Source organism: Commensalibacter papalotli (ex Botero et al. 2024), assembly GCF_947179115.1.
GTDB classification, from domain to species: Bacteria; Pseudomonadota; Alphaproteobacteria; order Acetobacterales; family Acetobacteraceae; genus Commensalibacter; species Commensalibacter papalotli.
In genome coordinates this window covers 543,956-569,352 of record NZ_CAMXCI010000001.1, presented here as the reverse complement: position 1 = coordinate 569,352, position 25,397 = coordinate 543,956, and the positions used below count along the sequence as shown (strand labels likewise).

Annotated in this window: 26 protein-coding genes, 1 tRNA gene and 1 pseudogene; 21 read left to right on the top strand and 7 right to left on the bottom strand. The window is 35.8% G+C overall.

Annotation, left to right across the window (positions count from 1 at the left end; translation table 11 throughout):
- Positions 1-7 precede the first annotated feature (7 nt).
- The 6 genes from rpsP (at position 8) to leuD (ending at position 4,262) form a co-directional block, all read left to right on the top strand.
- Positions 8-361, top strand: coding sequence for a 30S ribosomal protein S16 (gene rpsP, locus QMN76_RS02630; protein ID WP_034336674.1), 354 nt, complete (start codon positions 8-10; stop codon positions 359-361).
- Between the two features lie 36 nt (positions 362-397).
- Positions 398-943 carry a ribosome maturation factor RimM gene (gene rimM, locus QMN76_RS02625; RefSeq protein ID WP_034336676.1) on the top strand — a complete coding sequence of 182 codons (546 nt, stop codon included), beginning with the start codon at positions 398-400 and terminating at the stop codon, positions 941-943.
- A complete protein-coding gene (trmD, locus tag QMN76_RS02620) occupies positions 940-1,650 on the top strand; it encodes a tRNA (guanosine(37)-N1)-methyltransferase TrmD (RefSeq protein WP_034336678.1) in 711 nt (236 codons plus the stop codon). The genes rimM and trmD overlap by 4 nt, the downstream gene beginning before the upstream one ends.
- A 72-nt stretch (positions 1,651-1,722) precedes the next feature.
- Positions 1,723-2,115, top strand: a complete 393-nt coding sequence (rplS, locus tag QMN76_RS02615; protein ID WP_034336680.1) for a 50S ribosomal protein L19 — start codon at positions 1,723-1,725, stop codon at positions 2,113-2,115.
- 106 nt (positions 2,116-2,221) lie between these two features.
- Positions 2,222-3,625 (top strand): 3-isopropylmalate dehydratase large subunit, encoded by a 1,404-nt coding sequence (gene leuC / locus QMN76_RS02610; protein ID WP_282023866.1) that lies wholly within the window; start codon positions 2,222-2,224, stop codon positions 3,623-3,625.
- 1 nt (position 3,626) lies between these two features.
- Complete coding sequence (gene leuD / locus QMN76_RS02605) at positions 3,627-4,262, top strand: 3-isopropylmalate dehydratase small subunit (RefSeq protein WP_271788918.1); 636 nt, start codon at positions 3,627-3,629, stop codon at positions 4,260-4,262.
- Between the two features lie 58 nt (positions 4,263-4,320).
- Here the strand turns inward: leuD and QMN76_RS02600 are convergent, their stop codons facing one another.
- Positions 4,321-5,064: a hypothetical protein gene (locus QMN76_RS02600; protein WP_282023867.1), complete on the bottom strand. Its 744-nt coding sequence runs from the start codon at positions 5,062-5,064 to the stop codon at positions 4,321-4,323.
- 145 nt (positions 5,065-5,209) lie between these two features.
- Between QMN76_RS02600 and QMN76_RS02595 the strand changes: the two genes are divergently transcribed.
- Both QMN76_RS02595 and leuB read left to right on the top strand, forming a co-directional pair.
- Positions 5,210-5,824 carry a glutathione S-transferase family protein gene (locus tag QMN76_RS02595; protein ID WP_282023868.1) on the top strand — a complete coding sequence of 205 codons (615 nt, stop codon included), beginning with the start codon at positions 5,210-5,212 and terminating at the stop codon, positions 5,822-5,824.
- Between the two features lie 28 nt (positions 5,825-5,852).
- Entirely contained in the window at positions 5,853-6,956 is a 1,104-nt protein-coding gene (leuB, locus tag QMN76_RS02590) for a 3-isopropylmalate dehydrogenase (RefSeq protein ID WP_034336693.1), read from the top strand.
- A gap of 472 nt (positions 6,957-7,428) precedes the next feature.
- Here the strand turns inward: leuB and rpsU are convergent, their stop codons facing one another.
- Positions 7,429-7,632, bottom strand: coding sequence for a 30S ribosomal protein S21 (gene rpsU / locus QMN76_RS02585; RefSeq protein ID WP_008853618.1), 204 nt, complete (start codon positions 7,630-7,632; stop codon positions 7,429-7,431).
- A 154-nt stretch (positions 7,633-7,786) separates the two neighbouring features.
- On the opposite strand from rpsU, the gene QMN76_RS02580 reads away from it, so the two are divergent.
- The 3 genes from QMN76_RS02580 to QMN76_RS02570 are packed head-to-tail and all read left to right on the top strand — an operon-like array spanning position 7,787 to position 10,465.
- The gene (locus QMN76_RS02580) at positions 7,787-8,326 is read left to right on the top strand and encodes a MarR family winged helix-turn-helix transcriptional regulator (RefSeq protein ID WP_282023869.1); all 540 of its coding nucleotides are present in this window, start codon (positions 7,787-7,789) and stop codon (positions 8,324-8,326) included.
- Positions 8,323-9,057, top strand: a complete 735-nt coding sequence (locus QMN76_RS02575) for a response regulator (protein ID WP_034336698.1) — start codon at positions 8,323-8,325, stop codon at positions 9,055-9,057. The genes QMN76_RS02580 and QMN76_RS02575 overlap by 4 nt, the downstream gene beginning before the upstream one ends.
- Positions 9,058-9,067: 10 nt before the next feature.
- A complete protein-coding gene (locus tag QMN76_RS02570; RefSeq protein WP_282023870.1) occupies positions 9,068-10,465 on the top strand; it encodes an ATP-binding protein in 1,398 nt (465 codons plus the stop codon).
- Between the two features lie 7 nt (positions 10,466-10,472).
- On the opposite strand, the gene QMN76_RS02565 is transcribed toward QMN76_RS02570, so the two are convergent.
- Positions 10,473-11,093: an outer membrane protein assembly factor BamE gene (locus QMN76_RS02565; protein ID WP_051461811.1), complete on the bottom strand. Its 621-nt coding sequence runs from the start codon at positions 11,091-11,093 to the stop codon at positions 10,473-10,475.
- Between the two features lie 110 nt (positions 11,094-11,203).
- Here QMN76_RS02565 and QMN76_RS02560 point away from each other — a divergent pair, with 110 nt between their 5' ends.
- The 7 genes and pseudogenes from QMN76_RS02560 to QMN76_RS02530 all read left to right on the top strand — a co-directional run bounded on the left by QMN76_RS02560 (position 11,204) and on the right by QMN76_RS02530 (position 15,460).
- Positions 11,204-11,752: a YceD family protein gene (locus QMN76_RS02560; protein WP_282023871.1), complete on the top strand. Its 549-nt coding sequence runs from the start codon at positions 11,204-11,206 to the stop codon at positions 11,750-11,752.
- 200 nt (positions 11,753-11,952) lie between these two features.
- Positions 11,953-12,156 carry a 50S ribosomal protein L32 gene (gene rpmF / locus QMN76_RS02555; RefSeq protein WP_034336703.1) on the top strand — a complete coding sequence of 68 codons (204 nt, stop codon included), beginning with the start codon at positions 11,953-11,955 and terminating at the stop codon, positions 12,154-12,156.
- A 107-nt stretch (positions 12,157-12,263) separates the two neighbouring features.
- Positions 12,264-13,325, top strand: a complete 1,062-nt coding sequence (plsX, locus tag QMN76_RS02550; protein ID WP_282023872.1) for a phosphate acyltransferase PlsX — start codon at positions 12,264-12,266, stop codon at positions 13,323-13,325.
- 36 nt (positions 13,326-13,361) lie between these two features.
- A complete protein-coding gene (locus QMN76_RS02545) occupies positions 13,362-14,339 on the top strand; it encodes a beta-ketoacyl-ACP synthase III (RefSeq protein ID WP_034336706.1) in 978 nt (325 codons plus the stop codon).
- Positions 14,340-14,406: 67 nt separating this feature from the next.
- Positions 14,407-14,721 (top strand): integration host factor subunit alpha, encoded by a 315-nt coding sequence (locus QMN76_RS02540; RefSeq protein WP_034336709.1) that lies wholly within the window; start codon positions 14,407-14,409, stop codon positions 14,719-14,721.
- A gap of 3 nt (positions 14,722-14,724) precedes the next feature.
- A pseudogene (locus QMN76_RS11055) lies at positions 14,725-15,049 on the top strand (MerR family transcriptional regulator); the annotation flags it as partial.
- Between the two features lie 337 nt (positions 15,050-15,386).
- Positions 15,387-15,460 (top strand) — tRNA-Pro (locus QMN76_RS02530).
- 22 nt (positions 15,461-15,482) lie between these two features.
- Here QMN76_RS02530 and QMN76_RS02525 read toward each other — a convergent pair.
- Both QMN76_RS02525 and QMN76_RS02520 read right to left on the bottom strand, forming a co-directional pair.
- Positions 15,483-16,592: an AI-2E family transporter gene (locus tag QMN76_RS02525; protein WP_084051498.1), complete on the bottom strand. Its 1,110-nt coding sequence runs from the start codon at positions 16,590-16,592 to the stop codon at positions 15,483-15,485.
- Positions 16,593-16,605: 13 nt separating this feature from the next.
- Positions 16,606-18,717: a S9 family peptidase gene (locus QMN76_RS02520; RefSeq protein WP_282023874.1), complete on the bottom strand. Its 2,112-nt coding sequence runs from the start codon at positions 18,715-18,717 to the stop codon at positions 16,606-16,608.
- An 866-nt stretch (positions 18,718-19,583) separates the two neighbouring features.
- Here QMN76_RS02520 and glf point away from each other — a divergent pair.
- The 3 genes from glf to purU all read left to right on the top strand — a co-directional run bounded on the left by glf (position 19,584) and on the right by purU (position 23,268).
- The gene (gene glf, locus QMN76_RS02515) at positions 19,584-20,738 is read left to right on the top strand and encodes a UDP-galactopyranose mutase (RefSeq protein WP_282023875.1); all 1,155 of its coding nucleotides are present in this window, start codon (positions 19,584-19,586) and stop codon (positions 20,736-20,738) included.
- Between the two features lie 609 nt (positions 20,739-21,347).
- On the top strand, positions 21,348-21,995 hold the full coding sequence (locus QMN76_RS02510; RefSeq protein WP_282023876.1) for a hypothetical protein: 648 nt from the start codon (positions 21,348-21,350) through the stop codon (positions 21,993-21,995).
- 400 nt (positions 21,996-22,395) lie between these two features.
- Complete coding sequence (gene purU / locus QMN76_RS02505; protein WP_034338803.1) at positions 22,396-23,268, top strand: formyltetrahydrofolate deformylase; 873 nt, start codon at positions 22,396-22,398, stop codon at positions 23,266-23,268.
- A gap of 68 nt (positions 23,269-23,336) precedes the next feature.
- Here purU and QMN76_RS02500 read toward each other — a convergent pair whose 3' ends face one another.
- Both QMN76_RS02500 and QMN76_RS02495 read right to left on the bottom strand, forming a co-directional pair.
- Entirely contained in the window at positions 23,337-24,341 is a 1,005-nt protein-coding gene (locus QMN76_RS02500; protein ID WP_034336717.1) for an acyltransferase family protein, read from the bottom strand.
- 115 nt (positions 24,342-24,456) lie between these two features.
- On the bottom strand, positions 24,457-25,305 hold the full coding sequence (locus tag QMN76_RS02495) for an NUDIX hydrolase (protein WP_282023877.1): 849 nt from the start codon (positions 25,303-25,305) through the stop codon (positions 24,457-24,459).
- Positions 25,306-25,397 lie beyond the last annotated feature (92 nt).

Below are 25,397 nucleotides of genomic sequence, written 5' to 3'. Positions count from 1 at the left end.
ACAGTCAATGAGCCTTAAAATTCGTTTAGCCCGTGCAGGGTCAAAGAAACGCCCTTATTATCACATTGTTATTGCTGATAGTCGTTCACCACGCGATGGTCGTTTTATTGAAAAAGTTGGGTCTTATAACCCAATGTTACCAGCAGATCATGCTGAAAGAATTCGTTTGGTTGACGAACGTATTAAACATTGGTTATCACAAGGTGCACAGGCAACAGACCGCGTTGCTCGCTTTTTAGGAAATGCAGGTCTTGCTCCTAAATTTGAATATCGTGAACAACCACAAAAATCAGCTCCAAAGAAAAAAGCACAAGATCGTGCTGCGGCGGCTGCTAAAAAGAGCGAAGAAGCTGCTGCTTAGTCGTTAATTAGTTATCACAAGAGAGTAACAATCTTTATGAAAACGCCTCTGGTTCATATAGGGACAATAGGAAAACCCCACGGTGTTCGTGGTTTGGTTCACTTGCATTCTTGTATTGAAAATCCAAAAGATTTAGAAACTTATGGTGAACTGGTTGACGATCATTCAGAACGTTGGACGATATGCTGGCAAAGCGAAAAGGTTGCCGCTCTTTATGATAGTCAAAAAAAACGGATGGATAATCGAACAGCCGTAGAGAAATTGACTAATCGTAAATTGTTTGTTCCTAAAAGCTTATTGCCTGAGCCAGATGAAGATGAGTTCTATTATAGTGATTTGGTCGGTTTGCAAGCAAAAATAAAGCATGACGATCAAACTGAGGAACTCTTTGGAACGGTTTATCTGGTGCATGATTATGGTGCTGGGGTCAGTTTGGAAATTAAACGGGGTGAAGGCGAAAATGCCATTATTCCTTTTACCAAGCTTTGCTTTCCTCACATTGATATCAAGTCTGGTTGGTTAGAGGTTTGTCCTCCAAATGAGGTGGAAGTTCGTCCATCTGATGTAGAGGATCAATCATGACTTGGCAAGTTGATGTCTTAACGTTATTTCCTGAAATGTTTCCTGGGTTTCTTGGTTATTCCTTGGCAGGCAGAGCGTTAGAAGATCAAATTTGGTCATTGAAAACACATGCACTTCGTGAATTTGGTTCAGGGCGACATAAGGCTGTTGATGATACCCCTTTTGGTGGTGGAGCAGGAATGGTTATCCGTGCTGATATTTTAGATGCAGCACTTCAGGCGACTAAGCCTATGGATGATCGTCCTATTATCTATTTGTCTCCAAGAGGAAGATCGTTACAACAAGCAGATGTGGCGCGTTTTGCATCAGGTCAAGGAGCTTATTTTATTTGTGGTCGTTATGAAGGGATCGATGAACGGATCTTTCAAAAACACACAATTGAAGAAGTTTCTGTTGGAGATTATGTTTTGTCAGGTGGTGAACCCGCAGCATTAATTTTAATGGATGCGTGCGTGCGTTTATTGCCAGGTGTGATGGGTTCAGATCAAAGTGGGATAGAGGAAAGTTTTTCCAATGGCTTATTGGAATACCCTCATTATACCAAACCTGCAACTTGGTCTGATTATTCTGTGCCAGAAATATTGCTTTCTGGAAACCATGGTGCCATTGCTGCTTGGCGCAAAGAACAGGCAGAACAGGCAACCAAAAAGCGTAGACCTGATCTGTGGCAAGCTTATCAACAGACTAGCAAACAGGCATATAACTGACGTTCGATATTGTTACTTGGATTGTTTATAAGATTATAAGAACTTATCTTATTGTAAAAGGAATAGGATTAAATGAATACCATTCAAAAATACGAGGCAGAGGAAATCGCTCGTTTAACAGCAGAACGCCCAGTTCCTGAGTTCTTCCCAGGGGATAATGTTCGTGTTGATGTTCGCGTTGTTGAAGGTGAACGTAAGCGTATTCAGGCTTATGAAGGTGTAGTAATTGCACGTTCAAATAAAGGCTTGAACAGCAATTTTACAGTGCGTAAAATTTCCAATGGTGAAGGTGTGGAACGTGTATTTCCTCTTTACTCACCAACAATTGCAGAGATCACTGTAGTACGTCATGGTGATGTTCGTCGTGCAAAATTATACTATCTACGCAGCCGTAGCGGTAAATCTGCACGTATTAAAGAACGTAGCCGTGATTTTAAAAAAGCAGCTGATACAGCTCAAAGCTAATAATTTATTTATTAGTTTAAAATAAAAGACTATATATGTATCTGGCAGCTTTTTAAGTAAGGTTGCCAGATATTTTATTTAAGAAACAAAATAATAAGGAAAAAAAATGAAGGCGCGTACTTTATTTGATAAGTTGTGGGATAGTCATGTGGTTGAACAACTTCCAGATGGTACCGCAATTCTGTATATTGATCGTCATTTAATCCATGAGGTTACCAGCCCACAGGCATTCGAGGGATTGCGTCTGGCTGGGCGTAAAATTCATAATCCAGCAGCAATGATGGCAGTGATTGATCATAATGTTCCTACAACAGATCGTAATCAACCGATTAAAGAAGATGATAGTCGCCAACAAATCGAAGCTTTGGAACATAATGTCAAAGAGTTCGGTGTCCCTTTTATTCCTTTACAATCTGATAAACAAGGGATTATCCATGTTGTTGGACCCGAAGAGGGCATTACGTTGCCTGGGATGACAATTGTTTGTGGTGACAGTCATACATCAACACATGGAGCATTCGGAGCTTTGGCTTTTGGTATTGGTACTTCAGAAGTTGAACATGTCATGGCAACTCAGACCTTATTGCAAAAGCCTGCTAAAAACTTTAAAATTGAAATCAATGGCACTTTAAAAGCAGGGATGAGTGCTAAAGATATTGTATTGGCTGTTATTGGAAAAATTGGTACAGCAGGCGGAACAGGTCATGTAATCGAGTTTACTGGCTCTGCTATCCGTAATTTAGATATGGCGGGTCGGATGACCGTTTGTAATATGGCGATTGAAGGTGGCGCAAGATCAGGTCTGATTGCACCAGATGAGGTAACTTTCGAATATATCAAAGGTCGTCCAAATGCCCCACAAGGTGCTGATTTCGATGCTGCGGTTAAATATTGGAAAAGCCTAGTTTCTGATGAGGGTGCGCAATATGATAAAGTTGTTACCATTAATGTGGATGATTTAGAGCCAATGGTTACATGGGGGACGAGCCCAGAAGATGTATTACCAATCACAGGAAATATTCCTGATCCAGCTTTACTAAAAGATGAATCTCAACGTCTACGTAAACAACGTATGTTGGATTATATGAATTTAAAAGTTGGTGAACCAATTGCAGGCACTAAAATTGATGCAATTTTTATAGGTTCTTGTACTAACAGCCGTATAGAGGATTTGCGTGCTGCAGCTCATGTTTTAAAAGGTAAAAAGATTGCTAACCATGTATGGGCGTTGGTTGTTCCAGGTTCTGGCTTAATAAAAAAACAAGCTGAGGCAGAAGGGCTGGATAAAATATTTATCGATGCTGGTTGTGAATGGCGCGAAGCAGGATGCTCAATGTGTTTAGCAATGAATCCGGATCGTTTGAAACCGGGTCAGCGTTGTGCATCAACGTCAAACCGAAATTTCGAAGATCGTCAAGGGCCAGGAGGCAGAACACATCTTGTATCTCCAGCAATGGCTGCTGCTGCTGCGATTAAAGGTGAGTTAACAGACGTAAGGGAAATGATTTAAAATGGATAAATTTGATATTTTGACAGCAATTGCTGCACCCTTGCCAGAAGAAAATATTGATACCGATAAAATTATTCCTGCTCGTTTTTTAAAAACCACTAAGAGAAGTGGGCTAGGGAAGTCAGCTTTTTATTCTTGGCGTTACGATGAAAATGGTAAAGAGCGAGAAGAGTTCGTTTTAAATCGTGAACCTTATCGTCAAGCAGAAATATTAGTAACCTATGAGAATTTTGGTTGTGGCTCATCCAGAGAACATGCGCCTTGGGCATTGTTAGATTTTGGTATCCGCTGTGTGATTGCCCCTTCTTTTGCTGATATTTTCTTTAATAACTCTTTTAAAAATGGTATTTTGCCGATCCGTTTGCCCAGAGAGATTTGTGAACAGTTGGTTGAAGATACCAAAATGGGTGCAAATGCTAAATTAACGATTAATTTAGAAAAACAAGAAATTATTCGCCCAAATGGGGAAAAGATTTCTTTTGAAGTTGATCCTTTGCGTCGTCAATTATTGCTGGATGGATTGGATGATATTGGTCAGACTTTGCAGCATGTGAAGTCTATTGATGATTTTGAAGAAAAGCGTAAACAAAATCAACCTTGGTATCCAAAAGTGTCTGCGGAAAAGTTATCTTCTTAAGTGATTAAGATATTCTATGGATGATTACAAAAGGCTCATTATGTTTAATAATGAGCCTTTATTTTATCCCATTATATAAATATTGTGTAATAGTATCTGTTACGAGGTTTGTGGAGAGAAAGCGTTTTTGATTGGTTATTATACCCAATAAAATAGGTTCTTGTTTTTTATCTGTATCATAAATAACTGGGGAGCCACTAAAACCATTAAGGCTTTTTCCCTCCCAGTTTGTATCATATATTTCATAATAATGTTGTTTATCTGTTTTTCTAAATTTGCCCAAGAGTCTTTTGGGTTGAGCTATTATCCAATTTTCATCATGAAGTATTTTGCTATCAGTTTTTGGGTAGCCTATAGCTATAAAATTACCTTCTTTTTGCATTAAAATGTTATTAATATTGTCTTGATTTATTAATTTTAAAGCTCTTTGTTTTAAGAGAGAATAGTTTGTAAAATCACTTTTGTCGATTATTCCAATAAGAATATCATCTATGTCAGATGAACTGTCACTAGAATATTCTAAAAAATCTATAAAATTTATTGTAGGATCACTTGGTTTTCCACATAGTGTATAATAGATTTCGGGATTGCCTTGGAATTCCATTTTATTACTTTTTTCTGAATTTTTGTCATATTCTCTCAAACAATGATTGGCTGTTACAAAAAAAATATCATTCTCGTATGGAGGGCAATAAATGAAAAAACCTGTGCCAGATAAAAAGCGAAGATATTTGTCTTCTGTATGTATTTGAGGTTTACTCTGTATAGTTATTTGAGTGAAGCTGTTATATAGTTTACTCATATACATTTTTTAAATCCTGAGAATAATAAGATTAGTAATATTTTAAATCAATTTTAAATATTTTTATAGAATTTTTATAATAATATAATGCAATAATGTTATGTATAGTGACATATCATCAGATTGGACAAGGTGCGTATAAAATATGAAATTAGTAGGAATGTTAGATTCCCCTTATGTTCGAAGAGTAGTAATTTCCTTAAAAGCAATGGATCTTTCATTTGAACATGAACAACTCTCTGTTTTTAATGATCTTGAAAAAATGAAAGCAGTTAATCCATTAATGAAAGCGCCAGCTTTAATTACCGATGAAGAGATATTGTTGGTGGATTCAACATTAATTTTGGAATATTTAGACAGAAAATGTGATCAATCGCTTTCTTTGTCACCAGAAAACATTATGGATTTTACACGGTCTCAGTATCTAATTGGCATAGCATTGACGTTATGTGATAAAGCAGTACAGCTTTTTATGGAATATAATCGTCGCCCTCCTGAAAAATTCTATCAAGAATGGGCAGATCGTATTGATGAACAATTACAGGCTGGTTTGGAATTATTGGATCATCATGTTATTGTCAATGATGCTGGTTATGTAATTGCTGAACGTGTGATGCAAGCAGATATTACAATTGCTGTTGCAATAAAATATATAGAAAAGAAACTGCCTGATCTTTATAAAAACAATGTATCAAATAAGTTAAAAACTTTTTCTACAAAAATGGAAGCTCTACCATTTTTTCAAAAATGTATGTTTTAAAAATTTTACTTCATAATGGATTAATAAAATGACACAAGAAAAAAAAATATTAACGTTGGCTGGTGATGGGATTGGTCCAGAAGTGATGGAGCAAGCACTTCATGTTTTGAATTGGGTGCAAGAAAACTCTGATTTATCTTTTTCAGTAGAGAAAGATCTTGTTGGTGGTGCTTCTATCGATGCGAATGGCGTGCCTTTAACCAAAGAGGTGATTGCCAAAGCAAAAGCAGCGGATGCTGTTTTGTTTGGTTCAGTTGGTGGGCCAAAATGGGATGGAATTGGTTTTGATAAACGACCCGAAGTCGGGATAATTGGTCTTCGGAAAGAATTAGGATTATTTGCCAATTTGCGTTCTGCGATTGTGTTTGATTCGTTAATCGGTGCTAGCACGGTAAAGCCCGAAGTTATCCAAGGGCTTGACCTTATGATTGTCCGTGAAAGCACGGGCGGTGTTTATTTCGGTGAACCTCGTGGTATTGAAACTTTGCCAGATGGAACACGCAAAGGGGTTAATACCGAAGTTTATACATCTGTTGAAATCGAACGAATTGCACGCGTTGCTTTTGAACTAGCACGTCAACGTCAAAATCGTGTTTGTTCTGTTGAAAAATGTAATGTGATGGAGAGTGGTCTTTTATGGAAAGAGGTTGTCACCGAACTTCACAAAAAAGAATATTCGGATGTTCAACTTTCTCATATGTTAGCAGATAATTGTGCAATGCAACTGGTTCGAAATCCAAAACAATTTGATATTATTTTAACTGGTAACTTATTTGGAGATATTCTTTCTGATTTAGCTGCGATGTTAACAGGCAGCTTGGGTATGCTTCCTTCTGCTACATTAGGTGCTCGGCAAGCTAATGGTGTTATTCCAGCCTTATATGAACCTATTCATGGCAGTGCTCCAGATATCGCAGGACAAGGTAAGGCAAACCCACTAGCTCAGATTTTATCGTTAGCAATGATGTTACGTTATTCTTTTGATCAACAAACAATCTCTGAAAAAGTTGTAAATGCTTGTGAAGCGGTTCTCAATCAAGGTCTTCGCACTCCGGACATAATGAGTCAAGGAATGAAATTGGTTGGGACAGCAGATATGGGTAAGGCTGTTTTAGCTGAGTTAAATAAATAAAAAAATTATAATGAAGGATTTAATAAGAAATTATTAGGTCTTTCAATTAATAGTTAAAGTAATATATCTTAACCATTTTTTGGAGTTTAATGATAACTTAATTGGAATAGATACATAGTATCAAATTATTTTGATTATTTTTTTTAATCTGTTTGTAAGCGTCTTATACCGTAACTATTGGATGTATAATTATTTCGTAAAAGCTTTTTTATGTCTATCAAGAATCTTATAAATTAAGTCTTACATTAACTGGTAGATATTTGAGAGAATAAATTTTTAAAACTAACATCAGTAGTAACAATAAAGTAATCATTTATCATTTCAAAAATGTATAAATAAGATTTTAGTTTTCATAAAGCAAAACGCTTCATTATAAATAACGAAGCGTTCAAAACATCACCAACTTACAAAAAATTTAGTTAGAAAATATGAAAATTTATTTATTTTCGTATCAAGTTTTATAAAGAAAAAACTAAAAGCCTTCGCGTTCTACGCGTTTACGTTCCATTTTACGAGCACGTCTTACAGCTTCTGCAGATTCACGAGCGCGACGCTCTGATGGTTTTTCGTAATGACGGCGTAATTTCATTTCGCGAAAAATACCTTCGCGTTGCATTTTTTTCTTTAAAGCTTTTAAAGCTTGATCAACATTATTATCTCTAACAAGAACTTGCACTTGGCTTTCATCCCCTGTGTGTTAAGTGAACATTAACTATATATATCATAAATATTTATAACTAGACAAAGTTATATACGCTATATTGTTCAAAAAAGAAATAGATTATTGTAATCTAATTACGTTTTCTAATTTTTTATAAAGAGATTTTTATTTGTATCGTCCTTTTCGCTATGATCCACCGATTTCAAAGCCTGGTGAAGAGCTTTTATTCTTGCGTGAAGAAAAGATTCGATTCATGCAAGATGTTTTGTTTTTTATTGATTGTGAACTTCATAATTCAACCAAACCTGTTTTACAAGAATATGGAATAGGGCATGCTCATCATAGGTTAATGCAGTTTGTATGTCATTGTTCTGGTGCCAGTGTCAGCGAGATTTGCAAACTGTTAGGAATTACCAAGCAAAGCCTAAATCGTGTTTTACGTGAAGTCATAGAGTTGGGCTATGTTGAATATCGCTCTAACCCCAAAGATCGTCGTAAGAAAGAGCTTTTTTTAACCAAAGAAGGCGTCAAAGTAGAAGAGAAATTATTTCAATTACAACGAAAACAATTTTTGCGAGCTTTTCGCGAATCACCTAATAATACATATATTGAGGGGTTTCAGCGTATTCTTTATGGTATGTTAAGTACAGAATCTAAACAATTATTGGAATTACATTCAAGTCAGAAAATAGATAAGGAAAAAGCATGATGGATGAGAGCATAAATAAAAACGACGACTCAGAATCTTTACATGTTTTAGTCATTGATGATGATCCGCGCCTGCGTCGATTGTTACAACGATATCTTAGTGAAAATGGTTTTCGTATCAGTGGTGCAGAATCTGCCAAGGAAGCCAGAGAAATGCTGGAGTTTTTACGTCCTGATGCTATTGTATTAGATGTAACAATGCCTGGTGAGGATGGCTTGCAATTAACCCATGCATTGCGTGAGGAGGGTAAGGATACCCCAATTATTCTTTTAACCGCCAGAGGGGAACCAGAAGATCGTATTGCAGGACTTGAAGCTGGAGCAGATGATTATTTAGGCAAGCCCTTTGAACCCAAAGAATTATTACTTCGATTACGTGCACAGCTACGCCGCTTACATCAGCCTATTGTTACGGATAATATAAGAGTAGTTAAGCTTGGGGATATGGAATTTGATCCAGTACGTAATCTGCTGATGCATAATAATGAGATTATTCATTTAACGGGTGGTGAGATTGCACTTTTATGTATTTTAGCTAATCGTCCTAATGAGATTTTATCACGTGAAGAAATTGTAAAAGAAATTGGGATGGAAGAAATTGGAGAACGAGCGGTAGATGTTCAAATTACTCGTCTACGGCGCAGAATAGAGGTTGACCCAAAACAGCCCAGGTTTTTACATACTGTCAGAGGAAAAGGGTATGTATTAAAACCAAGTTATTCATTATCTTAAGGATTATTAAGTGTTTGAATATTTTTTTCGTCATCGACGGCGCGTTTCCAAAGAACAAAAAATAGCTGTTGATCGTAAAGTGCGAAGGTTTTTGCCACGTTCTTTATTGGCACGTTCTTTGTTGATGATTTCATTACCTTTATTTATTACACAAGCTATTTCTCTAGAACTATTTTACGGAACTTTTTTAAGTACAGTTTCTCGTAGGTTAACAGATTCAGTTAGTGGAGAGATAAGTTTCATTGTTCAACAATATTCTACAACACAGTCAGTGGCATATCACTCAGCACTTTTGGATCAATCGCAGCAATCTTTACAATTAAATATAAAATGGCTGGCAAATCAGAGTATACAAAGTAAATCCAATTCTAATCCGATAATTTTAGGGCCTGTTGACGAGTTACTAGATCGAGGGTTAGATGATCGTCTTAGTGTCCCCTTTAAAACCGATTGGCACAGTTATAATGATCAAGTTGTGGTTTCTGTACAATTAAAACAAGGGGTTTTAGAGTTTTTAGTACCAAAGAAAAAACTGACTGCTGGTTCTGTATGGTTATTTGTCATTTGGATTGTCGGTAGTGCAATCCTTTTGTTTCTTATTACTGCAATATTTGCATGGGTTCAGTTTCGAGCTATTCGTCGTTTGTCTAAATCAGTTGAGAAATTTGGCAAAGGAAGAGATCCAGGAACATTACATCCTGTGGGTTCGAAAGAGCTGCGTAACGCTGCAGAATCGTTCAATGTTATGAGAGAGCGGATTCTTCGTTTTGTTAAACAAAGAACTGTCATATTAGCCAGTGTTTCTCATGATTTACGTACTCCTTTAACACGGTTACGGTTAAGTTTAGCTATGTTGCCGCAAAAAGGGATGATTAATGCTGAGGATCAAACTTTAGATATTGCAGAGATGGTTACAGATATCGAAGAGATGGAACAGATGATTTCTGGTTATCTTTCATTTGCACGAGGAGAGGGAACAGAAGAGCTTCAAATGACAGATATGGTGCAGCTAGCCGAAGATGTGGTAGCTGCGGCGTATCGATTGGGAACACAATTTTTATCTGCTGATATTCCTGCAAATATACCCGATATGATGGTCAGAGTAGGAAGTATACGAAGAGTTCTTGCCAATATTCTAGAAAATGCAAGACGTCATGGAGGGCAAGTCAGCTTTACTGTTAGAGAAAAAGATAGAGGAATCTTTTTTATAATTGATGATAACGGACCAGGAATTCCAGAAGAAAAACGCGAAAGTGTTTTTATTCCTTTTGAAACAGGTAATAGTCAGAAAGGAACAGGACTTGGTTTGGCTATTGCGCGAAATATAATCCAAGGTCATGGTGGTGACATTGAATTGCAAAACAGCCCACAAGGTGGGCTGCGCGTAATTATTTTTATTCCTAATTAAAGAAATATTATCTGATTGTATTGCCGGAACTTCCAATACCGCCAGCGGTATTAGGATTGCTAGCAAATGGTCCTGAACTATTGTTGGGCCCAAAGGTGCTGCCTAAGCCCATAGCGCTTAGAGGAGAATATTGTCCGATATTACCTAAAAGTTGTTGGAAAAAGTTTGTTTTAGTTCCAGGTGTTGGGGTAACTTCGGAAACCATTCCTACAGGTTTAGCATCTTTTTTTCCGAGATGTTGTATTTTTTGTAAAGTACCATTTTGATCAAAATATAATGACAATACTTCTTGTTTGGTAATTCCAGGATATGACAAAGGAACTAGTCGTGTCATCATAGAAATATAAATCCAGTTATTTGGATCAAACGTTGCATAAGCCGTAGGAGATCCTAATATATCAACAACGTCTGCTTTACTTGTGCTGCCGACTTGCAAAGATTTTAAATCTTCCTTACCAATAATGTTTCCTCGAGGAAGTGGTGGTGGGGAAAAAATAGAACAAGCAGACAAGGTCATTCCAATTGAAAGAATAGAAGCCAAACAGGCACCTTTTCTTGCTTTACGAAAAGAATGAAATCTTGATTTAAACGACGGAGCAAGAGGTTTCTTATTGAAGCATGGTCGCATGATTGATAAATATTCCTCGAGATTTGGATATAAAAAAAATACCTGTTATAAAAATGCGTATTGTAGTTTGAATAAAACTTCAACAAAAAAAAACATATGAAAGCATAAAAATGAAAGCATGTTGCGAGTTTTCAAGGAAATTACAGATCAGTCAGATTCAAAAAAAACCATTAATGATTAAAATTGAGGCTGATGAAGAGGAAAAAAAGGCTCTGGCAGAACGTTTTTCAATCCCTAAATTACATTCATTATGTTGTATTTATCAATTAAAATATTATCATGGTAGGCAAGTGCGTGCGAAAGGGGAAATAAAAGCATTGATCACACAAAATTGTGTTATTTCTTTAGAGGACTTCTTTGTTACAATTCATGAATCGTTCGAGCTTCATTTTATTCCTAACGATGATCTTAAATCAGAATTAGAGGAGATCGATGATCCAGATATCATTCCTTATGAAGGTGAAGTGATTGACTTAGGTGAAGTCACAGCTGAACAATTAGCACTATTTTTGGATCCATATCCGCATAAAGAAATTTCTGATAATCCTTTGATTATTAACGATAATGATGAGGATATTAATTCTACAGAAAGAGTGAAAGAAAATCCATTTAAGGTATTAGAGCAATTGAAAAAATTGAATTCTGATAAAAAGAAATGATGATTTTATACTTATCTGCTTGTCATTTTGAACAATAAGGGATATTAACCTTGATGAAAAGTAAAATTACAGACGATATTTCTTTATAACTTGCATAAAAGATTATTATCTGTTAGGAAACTCGTTTTAATTTGAATAGTTTAATACATATCGAACAATTTCAAAGTTGTTCGATAGTTGGGAAAGGTTAGGGGGGACTAATGGCTGTTCCTAAGAGAAAAACATCACCTTCACGTCGTGGTATGCGTCGTAGTCATCATGCATTACGTACAGAAGCACATGCAGAATGTGCAAGTTGTGGCGAGTTGAAACGCCCTCACCATGTTTGCAGTCACTGTGGCCATTATGATGGACGCGAAGTCGTTGCAGCTGGTAAAGCACTGAAAGTTGCTGTTCGTCAGTAGTTTTATAAGGAAACCCTGTAAAACATGTAATTTGATGAGATTAACTTTAACAATTGTAATTGTATAATTTTATTAGAGTAATGCTTTACAGGAGTAAGCTATAAATTATGAGCTCAGAAGCAGAAATTCCAAAAGAAGATCAATATGATCTCGTTATTGATGCAATGGGGGGTGATCAAGCCCCTGATATTGTTATCAAAGGATTGGATTTTACAGCGCTCCGTCATCCAAATATAAAAATATTATTGATAGGTGATGCAACAAAGATTGATCCTTTGTTGCATCAATATCCTAATGTTTCGGCTGTTTGTACAGTCAGGCACACATCTGTATCTATTCCAATGGATATGAAACCGACAACCGCTTTGAAAATACGGGATTCTTCTTTGCGTATGGCAATGGAAAGTGTTGCTAAAAAGGAATCTAAAGGTGTTGTGTCTGCTGGTAACAGTGGTGCTATGTTAGCTTTAGCTCAGATTATTGTCAAAACGATGCCTGGTATTGCTCGCCCAGCAATGGCTGCTATTAACCCAACAGCTAAAGGGGATGCAGTCATGTTGGATTTGGGCGCAAATGTTGCTTGTGATAGCCGTAATCTTGTTGATTTTGCTATTATGGGACATGCTTTTGCCAAAGCAGTTCTTGGGCTCCCGCATCCAACAATTGGTTTGTTGAATGTTGGTTCAGAAGAGTTGAAAGGTGATGAGCGTTTGCGCGTAGCTGCTGATGTTTTGCGCAATAGCCCTTTATCTGATCAATTTTATGGGTTTATAGAAGGCCATGACATTACTGCCGGAACCACGGATGTCGTTGTTACAGATGGATTTACAGGGAATATAGCGTTGAAAACAGGTGAAGGGGCTTTAAAGCTCGTCTTTCACTTGTTAAAGCAAGTTTATACTTCAGGCGTACGTGGCAAACTAGGTTACTTAATGGTTCGGCCAGGTTTAGAGCGTATGAAAGAATGGCTTGATCCACGCCGTTATAATGGCGCTGTATTTGTGGGGCTTAATGGGGTTGTGGTAAAATCCCATGGTGGGGCAGATGAAGTTGGTTTTGCATGTGCTGTTGATGTTGCGATGGATATGATTAGTCATGGTTTTCATGAAGAAATCTTGGCTGGATTGTCTAAAGTTAATGCTGCAAAAGATACTAATCAACAATCATAAATTATAGATAATCAAATCGGATTTTAGGATAACTAGATGGCATATTGTTCACGCTTAATAGGATTTGGTGGGTGTTTGCCAGAAAGAATTGTAACAAATCAAGAGTTATCAGAAACAGTGGATACATCTGATGAATGGATTCGTGAAAGAACTGGTATCCATCAACGCCATATTATTTCAGGAAATGAAACCTGTACATCTCTTGCTGTTAATGCCGCCAAACAAGCAATGGAATACGCAGGGTTAACTGTTGACGATATTGATGCGATTATCGTTGCAACTTGTACACCAGATCAAGTATTTCCAACAACAGCAGCAAGAGTGCAGCAAATTTTAGGAATTAAAAAAGGCTTTGCTTTTGATATTTCCTCTGCATGTGCAGGGTTTGTTTTTGGGCTATCTGTTGCAGATAATTTTATTCGTAATGGTCAAGCTAAAAATGTTCTTTTAATTGGTAGTGAGGTTTACTCACGTATATTAGATTGGTCAGATCGTAGAACATGTGTTTTGTTTGGTGATGGTGCAGGGGCTGTCATACTGAGTGCCGAAGAAATTCAAAATACGGCTAAACAAGATAAAGGCATATTAGGGGTTTATTTACATACGGATGGTTCTTATGGAGATCTTTTGTATGTTGATGGAATACCTTCGAGAACAGAAGATTCTTGTTTTGTAAGAATGCATGGTCAAGAAGTGTTTCGTCATGCTGTAACTAAACTTTCTGAAGTTGTAGAAGAAGCTTTGAAAGCAAACAACCTACAACACGAAGATATAGATTGGCTTGTTCCGCATCAGGCTAATTTAAGAATTATTGCAGGAATGGGAAAGAAATTACATCTTTCTTCTGACCGTGTGATTGTAACCGTTGATCGTCATGCAAATACGTCTGCGGCCTCAGTACCACTTGCTTTAAATGAAGCTGTGCGTGATGGCCGTATTCAAAAAGGCGATTTAATTGTTATTGAAGCTTTGGGGGGAGGATTAAGTTGGGGATCGTCCTTAATTCGGTTATAGGAAAAAAACCTTTAAAGCTGACTATGATTTTGTTAACAACTTTTAATTATTGATTATTTGATAAATTATGCAAACTTTGACACGTGCTGGATTAATAGAAAAACTTTATAGCCATGTTGGCCTTTCACGCAGTGAATCAGCCAAACTACTGGAAGATGTACTTGAAAAAATCATTTCAACTTTGGAAGGTGGGGATTCGGTTAAAGTAAGCGGATTTGGAACCTTTTCTGTTAGAAGAAAAGGTAGTCGCGTTGGACGAAATCCAAAGACTGGAGAAGAGGTGGTTATTGAACCACGATTGGTTTTAGCATTTCGTCCTAGCCAAATGCTAAAAAATAGTGTTAATGAAGGTATGATGAAGAAAGCTGCTCGAAAGGGTTAAAAGATGACGAATAGCACCTCTACTGTTTCTTCTAGCGAAGTAGAAGAAGAATTCTTGGATAATATCGAAGATAATTCTGATATAGAGGCAGAAGGGGTGACTAAGAAACACCCAGGTGCTTTTCGTACAATCAGTGAAGTAGCGGAAGAGATTCACGTCCCACAACATGTATTGCGTTTTTGGGAAACGCGGTTTAAACAAGTGCAACCCGTAAAACGTAGTGGTGGGCGGCGTTATTATCGCACCGAAGATATTTCTTTGCTACAATATATTTCAGAGCTTTTATATACTCAAGGGTATACAATAAAAGGTGTTCAACGTCTTTTAGAAGAAGATTTTTCTAAGTTTAACACCAAAAAAACTGATATAGATCTAGAGCTGCAAAACGAAAATGATATTGATGTCTCAAGCTCTATAGCTTCTCAAGAAATGCCACCAGAGCAATCTGAAGAGGCTGATATGAATGATGAAAAATTATCTCCAAAATCAGTAGCAAATACTTTGGAAGTCACACGCCTCAAAGAAGAAAATAAGCTTTTGATTTATTCTTTGAAAACTATTTTAAGTGAATTACAAGAGTTAAGAAAAATAATTGCTGCTGAATGTTAGTTTTTTGTTGATTATCGCCATATAGGTTGCTATATGGCTTTTAACTTGTCATTGAACGGGCAGTAGCGCAGCCTGGTAGCGCATCAGTCTGGGGGACTGGGGGTCGTGGGTTCGAATCCCGCCTGCCCGATATCGTTTAATGACTTATTAAATTAAAGACGCGTTTTTTTGCTTGTCGTCCAATTATACCATAACATCATTAATGCTGCCATGATTGCTGGCCCGATAAATAGACCAATCATGCCCCATGATTCTAATCCTCCTAAAATACCAATTAATACCCAAATAAAAGGTAGTTTCGTTGATCCTCCGATTAATGCAGGGCGAATAAAGTGATCTGCGATAAAGACAATGATACACCCTATCACAACAACACTGATTGCGGCGAAGGAGGAGACTTTTAACAGTGCAGTAATAGCGACAACTGCAATGGCAATTAATGGACAAAAGGGTACCATGGCAGCTATGGCTGTCATAATTCCAAACAGGGCTGCATGTGGAATGCCAACAAAATAATACGTAAATCCTAGAATAACCCCTTGACCTAATCCCACCAAAACCAGACCTGAAACTGTGCCATGAACAGAGGCAATCATTTGTTTGGCAATGTTTTCTCCTTGTTGCCCAAATAAACGTCGTGATCCAAGCAAGCATTGTTTTACAACGCTTTCTCCATCCTTAAAGAGAAAAAATAATGTGATGATAGCAAATAGAAATTGCAAGCCTCTGTGGAATAATTGCGTCCCAATTTGTTGAGTGACGTAGACACCATGACTTAGATGTAAGTTCGATAGCAAATTAGAAGCAGATTGTGGATCTGCAAGATTCTGATTCCACCAACTAATTATTGTATCTTGTGCAAAAGGCAAGTTTTGTAGCCATTGTGGTGGAGAAACCCCTTCATGACTGGCATGAATAATCCACTCAAATGATGCTTGTATATCTTTGGTAACTTCAACGGCAATAATCGTAAAGGGAAACATAAAAAGTAATGTAATTACAAGAGCGAATAGTAATGGCAATATAAAGTCTGGTCTTTTATAAGGCCAAATCTGTTTGACTTTGACATAAAGTGGCCAGCACGCAATGGCAAAGATAATACCCCAAATCAAAGACGGCACAAATGCACGAATAGTATATAAACCAAACAAGAATAAAATAATGGTTAAGCAAGTTTGGGCAATAGTTTGATTATGGATCTGTTCTGCACGGCTCAATTGTCGTGTAATATTCAGATCTGGATCTTTGTTATTAAGAGGCATAGTGTACCTTTAATTAAATTTGATTAGATTGTTTAGAATGAATCGTTAAAAGAGCAAACGCTTGAATAAAAGCAGCCTCTTTAAGGGAATCGTATCGTCCCGCCGATCCTCCATGCCCAGTATCCATATTAATTTTTAAGAGTAATGGAGCATCAGAGAGATTATGCTCTCTTAATTTAGCAATCCACTTTGCAGGTTCCCAGTAGGTTACCCTTGGATCAGTTAACCCACCAATAGCTAATATTGCAGGATAGTCTTGTTTCTTTATGTTATCATAAGGAGAGTAACTGGCAATGTATTTATATGCTTGTTCGTCTTTAATGGGATTACCCCATTCTGGCCACTCTGGAGGGGTTAAGGGTAGAGATGTATCAGACATGGTGTTTAACACGTCTACAAAAGGAACCACGGCCACGATCGCGGCAAATAGATCTGGACGCTCATTGGCAATATAACCCATTATCATTCCTCCAGCAGACCTGCCATCAGCAACAATATAGCCAGCTTGTGTATAGTTTTGTTCAATTAAATAATCAGCACAACATATAAAATCAGTAAAACTGTTTATTTTATTATATTTGCGCCCTTCTAAGAACCAATTCCAACCTTTTTCAGAGCCACCGCGCACGTGAGCAATCGCATAAATCCATCCTTGATCCATATAGTTTAGTGCATTATTCGAAAAAGTTGGATCAATAGCATAACCATAAGAGCCATACCCATAGAGTAAAACTGGTGTTCTACCTTCTAATTTTATATTTTTACGATATGTAAGTGTTATGGGAATTTTTACACCATCTGAAGCCGTCGCCCACAAACGTTTAGTTTGATAGTCTTTAGGATTATGACCAGAGGGGATTTCTTGAAGCTTAAGTGTTTTTTGTTCCCCTGTGCGCATATTATAGTGATACCAATGTCGTGGAGTAGTAGGGGATTGATAGCTGTAACGCAACCATTCGGATTGATTCGTTAAAGTTTTATCTATGGATAAAGTGAAAGCTTCTTCAGTGCCTAATACTGGGGTTTCTTCGCCTTCTTTATTGGTAATAATAAGGCGAGTGTTAACGTCATGGCGTTCCAAACGAATAAAATAATCTTGATAGGCAATCATATTCATAAGATATATTTGAGGATCATGTTCTACCCATGATTGCCAATAGTCAGAAGATAAGTTCGCTTGTGATAAATTTTGTGTGTTGGGTATGGGAAGGCGCATCAGTTTAAAATTATCTGCTGCGTCTAGGTTAGTTTTGATAATAAAATGATGTTGCCAGTCTGTTAACTCATATTGAATACCAGATTGGCGGGGCATAACGCAAATAGGATCAGCCGTTGGCGTTTTCGCAGAAATGAGCCAAGTTTCGTTTGTATCATGATCATTAGCTGTAATAAAAATCCAGTTATTAGAGAGGCTGCGCTCTAAAGAGAGGAAAAATCCAGGATCTTTTTCTTCATAGATTAATATATCATTTCCAGAGCAAAGTTCATGACGGTAGATTTTGGTGGGGCGACCATGTTCGTCTCTATAAATCCAGAATAGATAAACGCCGCAAGGTGAGAACGTAAATTGTCCTGCACAGAGAGAGATTGTTTGAGGTAAAAGCGTATTTGTATTTAGATCTTTGATACGAATATCCCAAATTTCAGAACCCTGGGTATCTTCTGCATAAGCAAGATGCTGATGAGTAGGGCTGTGTTCGATATAACCGACTTTGTAATAGTCTGTTTTTGTTGCTTGTAGATTAGGGTCTAGAATAAGTTGTTCGGCAGGACTATGAATAGATCTTCGGTAATAGGTTTTATATTCGTTTCCTTCTTCATAGTGAGAAAGATAAATCCAATCGCCATCTTCTAATTCTGGGCTATTATCTTTGGCAACAATACGATTTTTCATAGATTGAAAGAGGTTTTCTTGCAAAGGTTTGGTTTGTGCAAGATAGTTTTCTGTATAGTTGTTTTCTTGTATTAAATAGGTTTCTATTTCTTTCTTAAGATATTTTGGATTATGTAACACTTCTTGCCAATTTTCATCCTTGAGCCAAGCATATGCATCTGTGCGTTGATATCCAAGTTGTTCGATCTGCTTGATTTTCTTTGATGTTATTGGGGGCAAGAGTGATGTCATAAGAGGGGTTAATCCTTCAATAAATATAAATAAAATGATGTGAGAATAAAGATATTTAACTTTGTGTTCTTTATACTAGGATAATCCTTAATTGAAAATAAAACTATAATGATAAAGTGTAAGAAAATTGGTTAAAAAATTATATTTTTTGTTGTAAGTTGTATAGTTCTATGGTTGTTTTTTATGCCTACTTTATTAGAAGAACTATTATATTCTTCAATAAAATCAAAATGTAAAAACCAAGAAAGCTGTATGATGCGTTTGCACGAAATAACGCCATTTGAATGGGATAAAGCTTATTTTTTGAAAGTAAAAGTTCATATTATATAAATATTGATAAGATCATAGGGGATCAACCTAGAGTAAAACAAGATGTTTTAACGATATTAGTTGTTTTTACTAAAGAAGATAAAATCGTAAATGAAGACATTTTGAAGTTATTTGTAGTGACTATTATCATATAGGTTTGCTTCTTTTCTTTCAATTTTCTCCGCGTAAAACTGTGGATATCAATTTCTTTTTGAGTAAAGAGAAACTGAAAAAAGTATAATTATTAAAGAAATCTTGATGATCTTGGTAATTCAGTAAATGTTTTATATTACGAAATGACACCACAAAACGATTAATTGTGGGCAAATTGCCAAACTTTTTATCTTCGTGCAGCTGGCAGTAGAGTAGAAGAAATGCAGTGTGTGCTCGGTTTAACCAATTTAAATCAGGTTGTTTTATTTAATTCCAAGGTACATAAACAACTGAAATAGAATTTAGTTTATAGATAGAGTAATTTTGTAATGATTAGTATGCTAAAATTCTAATATTTGTTATAAGAAAAAAATTGGCACTTTGTAGAGAGTTAAAGAGAGATAATGGAAAATAAAAAAATACTTATCGTTGGTGCAGGCTTTTCTGGTGCGGTTATTGGGCGTTTGTTGGCCGAAGATGGATATGATGTTCATATAATTGATGAACGTAATCATACTGCTGGGAATTGTTACTCTGAGCGTGACGAAGAAACTGGGGTGATGGTGCATACTTATGGTCCGCATATCTTTCATACTGATAACGAAGAAGTTTGGAATTTCCTTAACCAGTATGCTGAAATGATGCCTTATGTGAACCGTGTAAAAACGACAGTAAATGGACAAGTATTTTCTTTACCGATTAATTTACATACGATTAATCAATTTTTTCATAAAACATTCTCACCAGATGAAGCAAAAGAATTTATTGCTGGTAAAGGTGATGTGTCTATAACAGAGCCAAAATCATTTGAAGAGCAAGCGTTGAAATTTGTGGGTAAAGAGTTATATGAAGCATTTTTCAAAGGTTATACTTTGAAGCAATGGGGATTGCATCCCTCTGAGTTGCCAGCTTCAATTTTAAAACGTTTACCAGTCCGTTTTAATTATGATGATAATTATTTTAGTCATAAATTTCAGGGTATGCCAAAGGATGGATACACTGTCATTATCGATCATATTTTGGATCATCAAAATATTACAATTTCATTAAATACCAAGTTTGATAAGGCAGACCAAACCAAGTATCGCCATGTATTTTATAGCGGTCCATTGGATGCTTATTTTGATTATCAATATGGACGTTTAGCTTATCGTACTTTGGATTTTCATAAATTCACCTATCAAGGTGATTATCAAGGTACAGCAGTGATGAATTATGGAGAAGAAAGCGTTCCTTATACTCGTATTACCGAGCATAAATATTTTGCACCGTGGGAAAACCATGGTGATTCAGTAATGTATAAAGAATTTAGTCGTTTATGTACAGAAAAAGATCTGCCTTATTATCCTATTCGTTTGGTTGGAGAGATGACACAGCTAGAACAATATGTTGATCTAGCCGAAGCTGAAAACAATGTTACTTTTGTAGGACGCTTAGGAACATATCGTTATTTAGATATGGATGTTACAATTGCAGAGGCTTTAAATACTGCCAGAATATTTTTAGAAAACATTAATAAAGATAGAGAAATGCCGGCTTTTACGGTGAAAATGAAATAATTATGATTTTTAAAAAAATGAACTTATTATCAAAGCTTTCAAAAGCTATATAGTTTTATTAAACTATATGATTACTCTTCAAATCCAACTTGGGGAGTAGTCAATGCTGCAGCAACAATTTTTGATATTTGTTCAAAAGTGCCGTATCACTGCTAAGTTTTAATGAGCACCGTAGAAAAACTTATATGAGTGCATTTGAAAAGTTTAAAGGTGAATTTGATTGGCTTGTATATTTAGATGTGGCTGTTCCAAATGGCGATGATGTTATATCAATCCGCATCAATTTGCTGTGTTGTGGCAAGAGCTATACAAAGATGAACCGTAGCAGCACAAGATTAGTCCTTTGCTGTTAAAAAGGATTACGCCTTTCTTAGTAAAGAACATTATATTGAATAATTAAACAGTAGAAGGGATATACATATATCTAATACTGGGATAGGTTTGTTTAATGCTTGTAATACAAGTGATCTTTATGAGCTAATAAAATTGAAGCGAATTGATGCTTTGTATGCTTATATTTATAAAATATAACATTAAACTTCACTTGAAATTGTAAAAAAAATCAAAGAAATTAAGTTAAATCAAAATAAGTTAAAAGAACGAGATGTAATGTCGGAAAATAATGCAATTCATGAAAACAAAGAAGACTCAAACCAAGCTTTTACTCCTACTAAGATAGAAAAGGTTTCAATTTATCAAGTCGATACATTTTTTTTAACTAAAGTCGTTGTTGATAAAAAGAATGGTAGGCTAGCTCATACCAGTTTGCATGATGGTTATGAGGATGTATTACCAGTAACATTTTTCACTATTGATAGCAAACCAGAGTATATTTTCTTAATTGTTTTAAATAATTTTATGCCTATCTATCAAGCTGGAGAAATAAGAGCTTCTAAAATTCTTGCATATAAAAAGGTAAAAATGGAGTCTGACGTTTTTGCACTACAAAACCCTCTTACTCTAAAAATTGTTACGTTTAAAGAAATAGCTGGTGATGACTTAATAGCGTACACAGAGTGTGATCGTGACTGGACTTTACAATGGGAAAGTTTGCAAATAATAAGTATTATGGATGTAATGGATGGGATATTGCTCGATATTGCTCAAGTAATTGTTGATTCTGATTCCAAAAAATCTGAAAACAGTGCATTAGACCCGGATTTATATGCAGACGCTTTTCTAGCGGGATTATCTACTCTTGACAGCGATCAGGCAAAACGTTTTTATATAGAAAACAATATCATAATATACCCATAGCTCCAAAAAGATCAAACATTGAGTTTATAAAATGATGCATAACAATGATAAAAAATTGCTGTGGTTTTTTAAAGATGGGGCTTTGGATTTGCCACCTTAGATTGCTTGATATACTTTAGTTATATAAGAGAAAAATTCTGAATGAATAAAAGAAGTTATGGATATTGCTTCATTATTTTTAAGTCAGAAAATGTAAAGTCCCATATAGGGTTTATTTTCAACACAGGCAAGGTTCTGTATATTTAGACACGGTAGAGAAATTTCTTAATAAATTCGAATAGATTTTGTTCATTTAACCAAAATAATATTTTCTAAATGCCACTATGATAATTACTGCCATGTTAATTAAAAATGTGTATAATTACCGATCAATAAAAATTAAAAAGCAAGCTATCAACAAATGACAAAAGTTAACGGTATTATTGAGTATGTACTAACCCTCTCTTGCCCAGATCGACCAGGAATTGTGTCGGTGATTTCAACAGGGTTATTTGAGGCTAAAGCAAATATCTTAGAATCTCAACAGCATGACGACCCATCAGGACGTTTTTTTATGCGGGTTGTTTTTGCTTTGCAAGATCACGATGAAACTTATGAATGGTTGCACGCGCGTATAGAGGCGTTAGCTTCTCAATTTAATATGACTTGGTCTTTACATAATCGCTCAAAACGTAGGCGTGTGATGCTGATGGTATCTAAAATGGATCATTGTTTGGTCGATTTATTATATCGTTGGCGGATAGGTGAGTTGCCGATTGATCCCGTGGCGATTGTTGCGAACTATCCAAAAGAGGAATATGCACATATAGATATGAAAGATATTCCATTTTATTATCTGCCAATTTCTAAAGACACAAAAAAAGAACAAGAGCAACAATTATGGGATATTATTAAGGAAACGCGCTCTGAGTTAGTGGTTTTAGCGCGTTATATGCAAATCTTATCTTCTGATATGGTTAAAAAACTACCTGGTCAGTGTATTAATATTCATCACTCTTTCTTACCTGGGTTCAAGGGAGCAAAAGCTTATCATCAGGCCTTTACGCGTGGGGTAAAACTGATTGGTGCTACGGCTCATTATGTGACCGAAGATTTAGACGAAGGCCCTATTATTGAGCAAGATGTTGAAAGGGTCAGTCATCGTGATGTGCCTGATGATTTGGTACGCAAAGGACGTGATATTGAACGTCGTGTATTGGCTAAAGCCGTTCGATATCATGTAGAAAACCGTGTCATTTTGAACGGAAGTAAAACGGTTATTTTTGCAGATTAATTAAAGTGATAATGGTCAGGCATCTTTTGATTTTTGCAATAATGCCTAACCATTAAAATTGAACAGTTTCAGACTGTTAATTTCGATTTAAATTTATAAAATATTTTTGATATAGTTGTATAAATGAACATTAAAATAAATGATGCTATAAAAGTAATTATTAAGTTAATACAAAATAAACAAATTAATTTATAATACCAAATCATATTAAAATCTTGGTCTATAAAATATAGAACAGAAGCACCAACTCCTTGCCCAGCATAGAAAAATATAGCTTTATTTCCTACGAAATTAAGAAGTGGTATTTTCTTGTTGGAGTTACAAAACATCACAAGAAAAATAGAAACCATTGAGGCTATTATATAAGGCAAGTTAGTAGGAAATTTTGAGGATTGCAGGTCAAAATCATTAGGGTGATAATAGATCATCGTTAGAAAAATACATAATGATAGTATGGATAAGAGAGGCCAGAAAATTTTTCCTCTATACTCGTAAACATAATAACCAAATAGCATGACTGAGGTATAAAACAATAATCCGTTTACACTTGATCCCATGAAATGAAGATTGATGCTGTATAAATGATTATAATGTAAAACATAGTAAATTATTGAGATCGGGATTAAAAATAGGCTTGTTTTTCCTATGGTTTGAATAAGACCACAAGATGCTATGAGTGCCGAGCAATACATAGGAACGAACCAATAAGATCCATCAATAACCCGCAATCTTGTAACGATTGCGCTATTTAAGGTTATTGATTCAAGAATATGTTGAAAATCAAAGTGTCCCAATATTAAATTAATAAAAATAACCACAAAGGTGAAGAAATAAATCAGTTTAAATATCTGTTTAACAGGATTAAGTCGTTGAGATAGACGAAGGGAAAATCCAGCTAAAAGAAAAAATATAGGAACATCAAAAAATAAAGCAATATTCCTCATATAATCTGGGATATAATGTCTGCCACTCCAAAATACGGTATGAATAAAAATGATGGATATTGTTGCAATACCTCTAAAATTATCCACACTTGCGTCTCTGTTTGAATGGATAGTTTGATTTTTGGTCATATTTTTTAAAAGCTTCGTTATCAGGTAAGTAAAACTCTTTTCTATTATTGTATGAATAGAAAAGATAAAGTGAGTGCTATATTTGGCTAGTTTTGCATAGAAGTTAGAGTTTATATCAAGGAAATAATTTTCCTCTTAACCCGATTTTTAATATTTGTGCATTGGCTGATTTAGCAGAAATAACACCCAAACGTAAAAATAAATCGATTAAAACGAGATTAATATTAAACTTAAAATCATTAGTATCGCAAACACGCCTATAAACATCTTCAATTTTCATTAACTCAAATCCGACAACTTCTCCGTCATTGGGTGTGGGTATGAAATCTTGCGGTAGCCATAAATCATAACAATATAAGACATCTCGACGCAAACCTTCAGGGCGAATCATGCTGTAGGTTACCATGCTAGTATATTGAGCCTGAATAATTAGCTGATGAGGAATATTAGCTTCTTCCTCTGCCTCTTTGGCTAAGGCACTTTGATGAGTATGTCCTGCAGGAATACCTCCAGCAACGATATGATCAAGTTTGCCTGGATCAAGACGCTTATGTGGGGATCGTTTAGCAACCCATAGGTAGATATTATCTCCATCCTTGAGCAGGCCATTCAGATGAACGCCTGTGCCGATAAAACCCAAAGGGGGTAAAACAGCACGATCAATTTGTCCGATGGGCTTTGCATGAGGAGAAGGATAAACGTCAAACAATTCATTCATAGTTTGAACAAGCTTATCTTGAATTATTTTTTGACCCAAAGATTCTAAACTTATTGTAGGGGGTAGAGTGTTAATTTGATCATCAGCTTTAAAGATACCATACTGATATAGGGTGTTTATAAACTCTGGTTTAACCCATCCTATAATTTGATCATTTGCTCTGAAAGGTAGAAAATCTTTGTGTAAATGTGCAGTATTACACTTTTCTATATAGTTTAATAATGTTTTAAAATCAGTGGCTTGCATTAATAACCTTTGTTATTACATGAACTGTAATGATTTAAATAATTTACAAGAAAGACGTTATTGTCTGTATTTAAATTTTATATTCTTCTAGT

Bases quoted from the DNA above. Each gene is read 5' to 3' on its own strand.
- leuB (WP_034336693.1), top strand. From the start codon at position 5,853: ATGACACAAGAAAAAAAAATATTAACGTTGGCTGGTGATGGGATTGGT.
- rpsP (WP_034336674.1), top strand. From the start codon at position 8: ATGAGCCTTAAAATTCGTTTAGCCCGTGCAGGGTCAAAGAAACGCCCT.
- plsX (WP_282023872.1), top strand. From the start codon at position 12,264: ATGAGCTCAGAAGCAGAAATTCCAAAAGAAGATCAATATGATCTCGTT.
- QMN76_RS02510 (WP_282023876.1), top strand. From the start codon at position 21,348: ATGTCGGAAAATAATGCAATTCATGAAAACAAAGAAGACTCAAACCAA.
- QMN76_RS02540 (WP_034336709.1), top strand. From the start codon at position 14,407: ATGCAAACTTTGACACGTGCTGGATTAATAGAAAAACTTTATAGCCAT.
- QMN76_RS02495 (WP_282023877.1), bottom strand. From the start codon at position 25,305: ATGCAAGCCACTGATTTTAAAACATTATTAAACTATATAGAAAAGTGT.
- QMN76_RS02545 (WP_034336706.1), top strand. From the start codon at position 13,362: ATGGCATATTGTTCACGCTTAATAGGATTTGGTGGGTGTTTGCCAGAA.
- leuD (WP_271788918.1), top strand. From the start codon at position 3,627: ATGGATAAATTTGATATTTTGACAGCAATTGCTGCACCCTTGCCAGAA.
- QMN76_RS02560 (WP_282023871.1), top strand. From the start codon at position 11,204: ATGAAAGCATGTTGCGAGTTTTCAAGGAAATTACAGATCAGTCAGATT.
- rpmF (WP_034336703.1), top strand. From the start codon at position 11,953: ATGGCTGTTCCTAAGAGAAAAACATCACCTTCACGTCGTGGTATGCGT.
- QMN76_RS02575 (WP_034336698.1), top strand. From the start codon at position 8,323: ATGATGGATGAGAGCATAAATAAAAACGACGACTCAGAATCTTTACAT.
- QMN76_RS02525 (WP_084051498.1), bottom strand. From the start codon at position 16,592: ATGCCTCTTAATAACAAAGATCCAGATCTGAATATTACACGACAATTG.
- glf (WP_282023875.1), top strand. From the start codon at position 19,584: ATGGAAAATAAAAAAATACTTATCGTTGGTGCAGGCTTTTCTGGTGCG.
- trmD (WP_034336678.1), top strand. From the start codon at position 940: ATGACTTGGCAAGTTGATGTCTTAACGTTATTTCCTGAAATGTTTCCT.
- purU (WP_034338803.1), top strand. From the start codon at position 22,396: ATGACAAAAGTTAACGGTATTATTGAGTATGTACTAACCCTCTCTTGC.
- rplS (WP_034336680.1), top strand. From the start codon at position 1,723: ATGAATACCATTCAAAAATACGAGGCAGAGGAAATCGCTCGTTTAACA.
- QMN76_RS02595 (WP_282023868.1), top strand. From the start codon at position 5,210: ATGAAATTAGTAGGAATGTTAGATTCCCCTTATGTTCGAAGAGTAGTA.
- QMN76_RS02600 (WP_282023867.1), bottom strand. From the start codon at position 5,064: ATGAGTAAACTATATAACAGCTTCACTCAAATAACTATACAGAGTAAA.
- leuC (WP_282023866.1), top strand. From the start codon at position 2,222: ATGAAGGCGCGTACTTTATTTGATAAGTTGTGGGATAGTCATGTGGTT.
- QMN76_RS02565 (WP_051461811.1), bottom strand. From the start codon at position 11,093: ATGCGACCATGCTTCAATAAGAAACCTCTTGCTCCGTCGTTTAAATCA.
- QMN76_RS02520 (WP_282023874.1), bottom strand. From the start codon at position 18,717: ATGACATCACTCTTGCCCCCAATAACATCAAAGAAAATCAAGCAGATC.
- rimM (WP_034336676.1), top strand. From the start codon at position 398: ATGAAAACGCCTCTGGTTCATATAGGGACAATAGGAAAACCCCACGGT.
- QMN76_RS02500 (WP_034336717.1), bottom strand. From the start codon at position 24,341: ATGACCAAAAATCAAACTATCCATTCAAACAGAGACGCAAGTGTGGAT.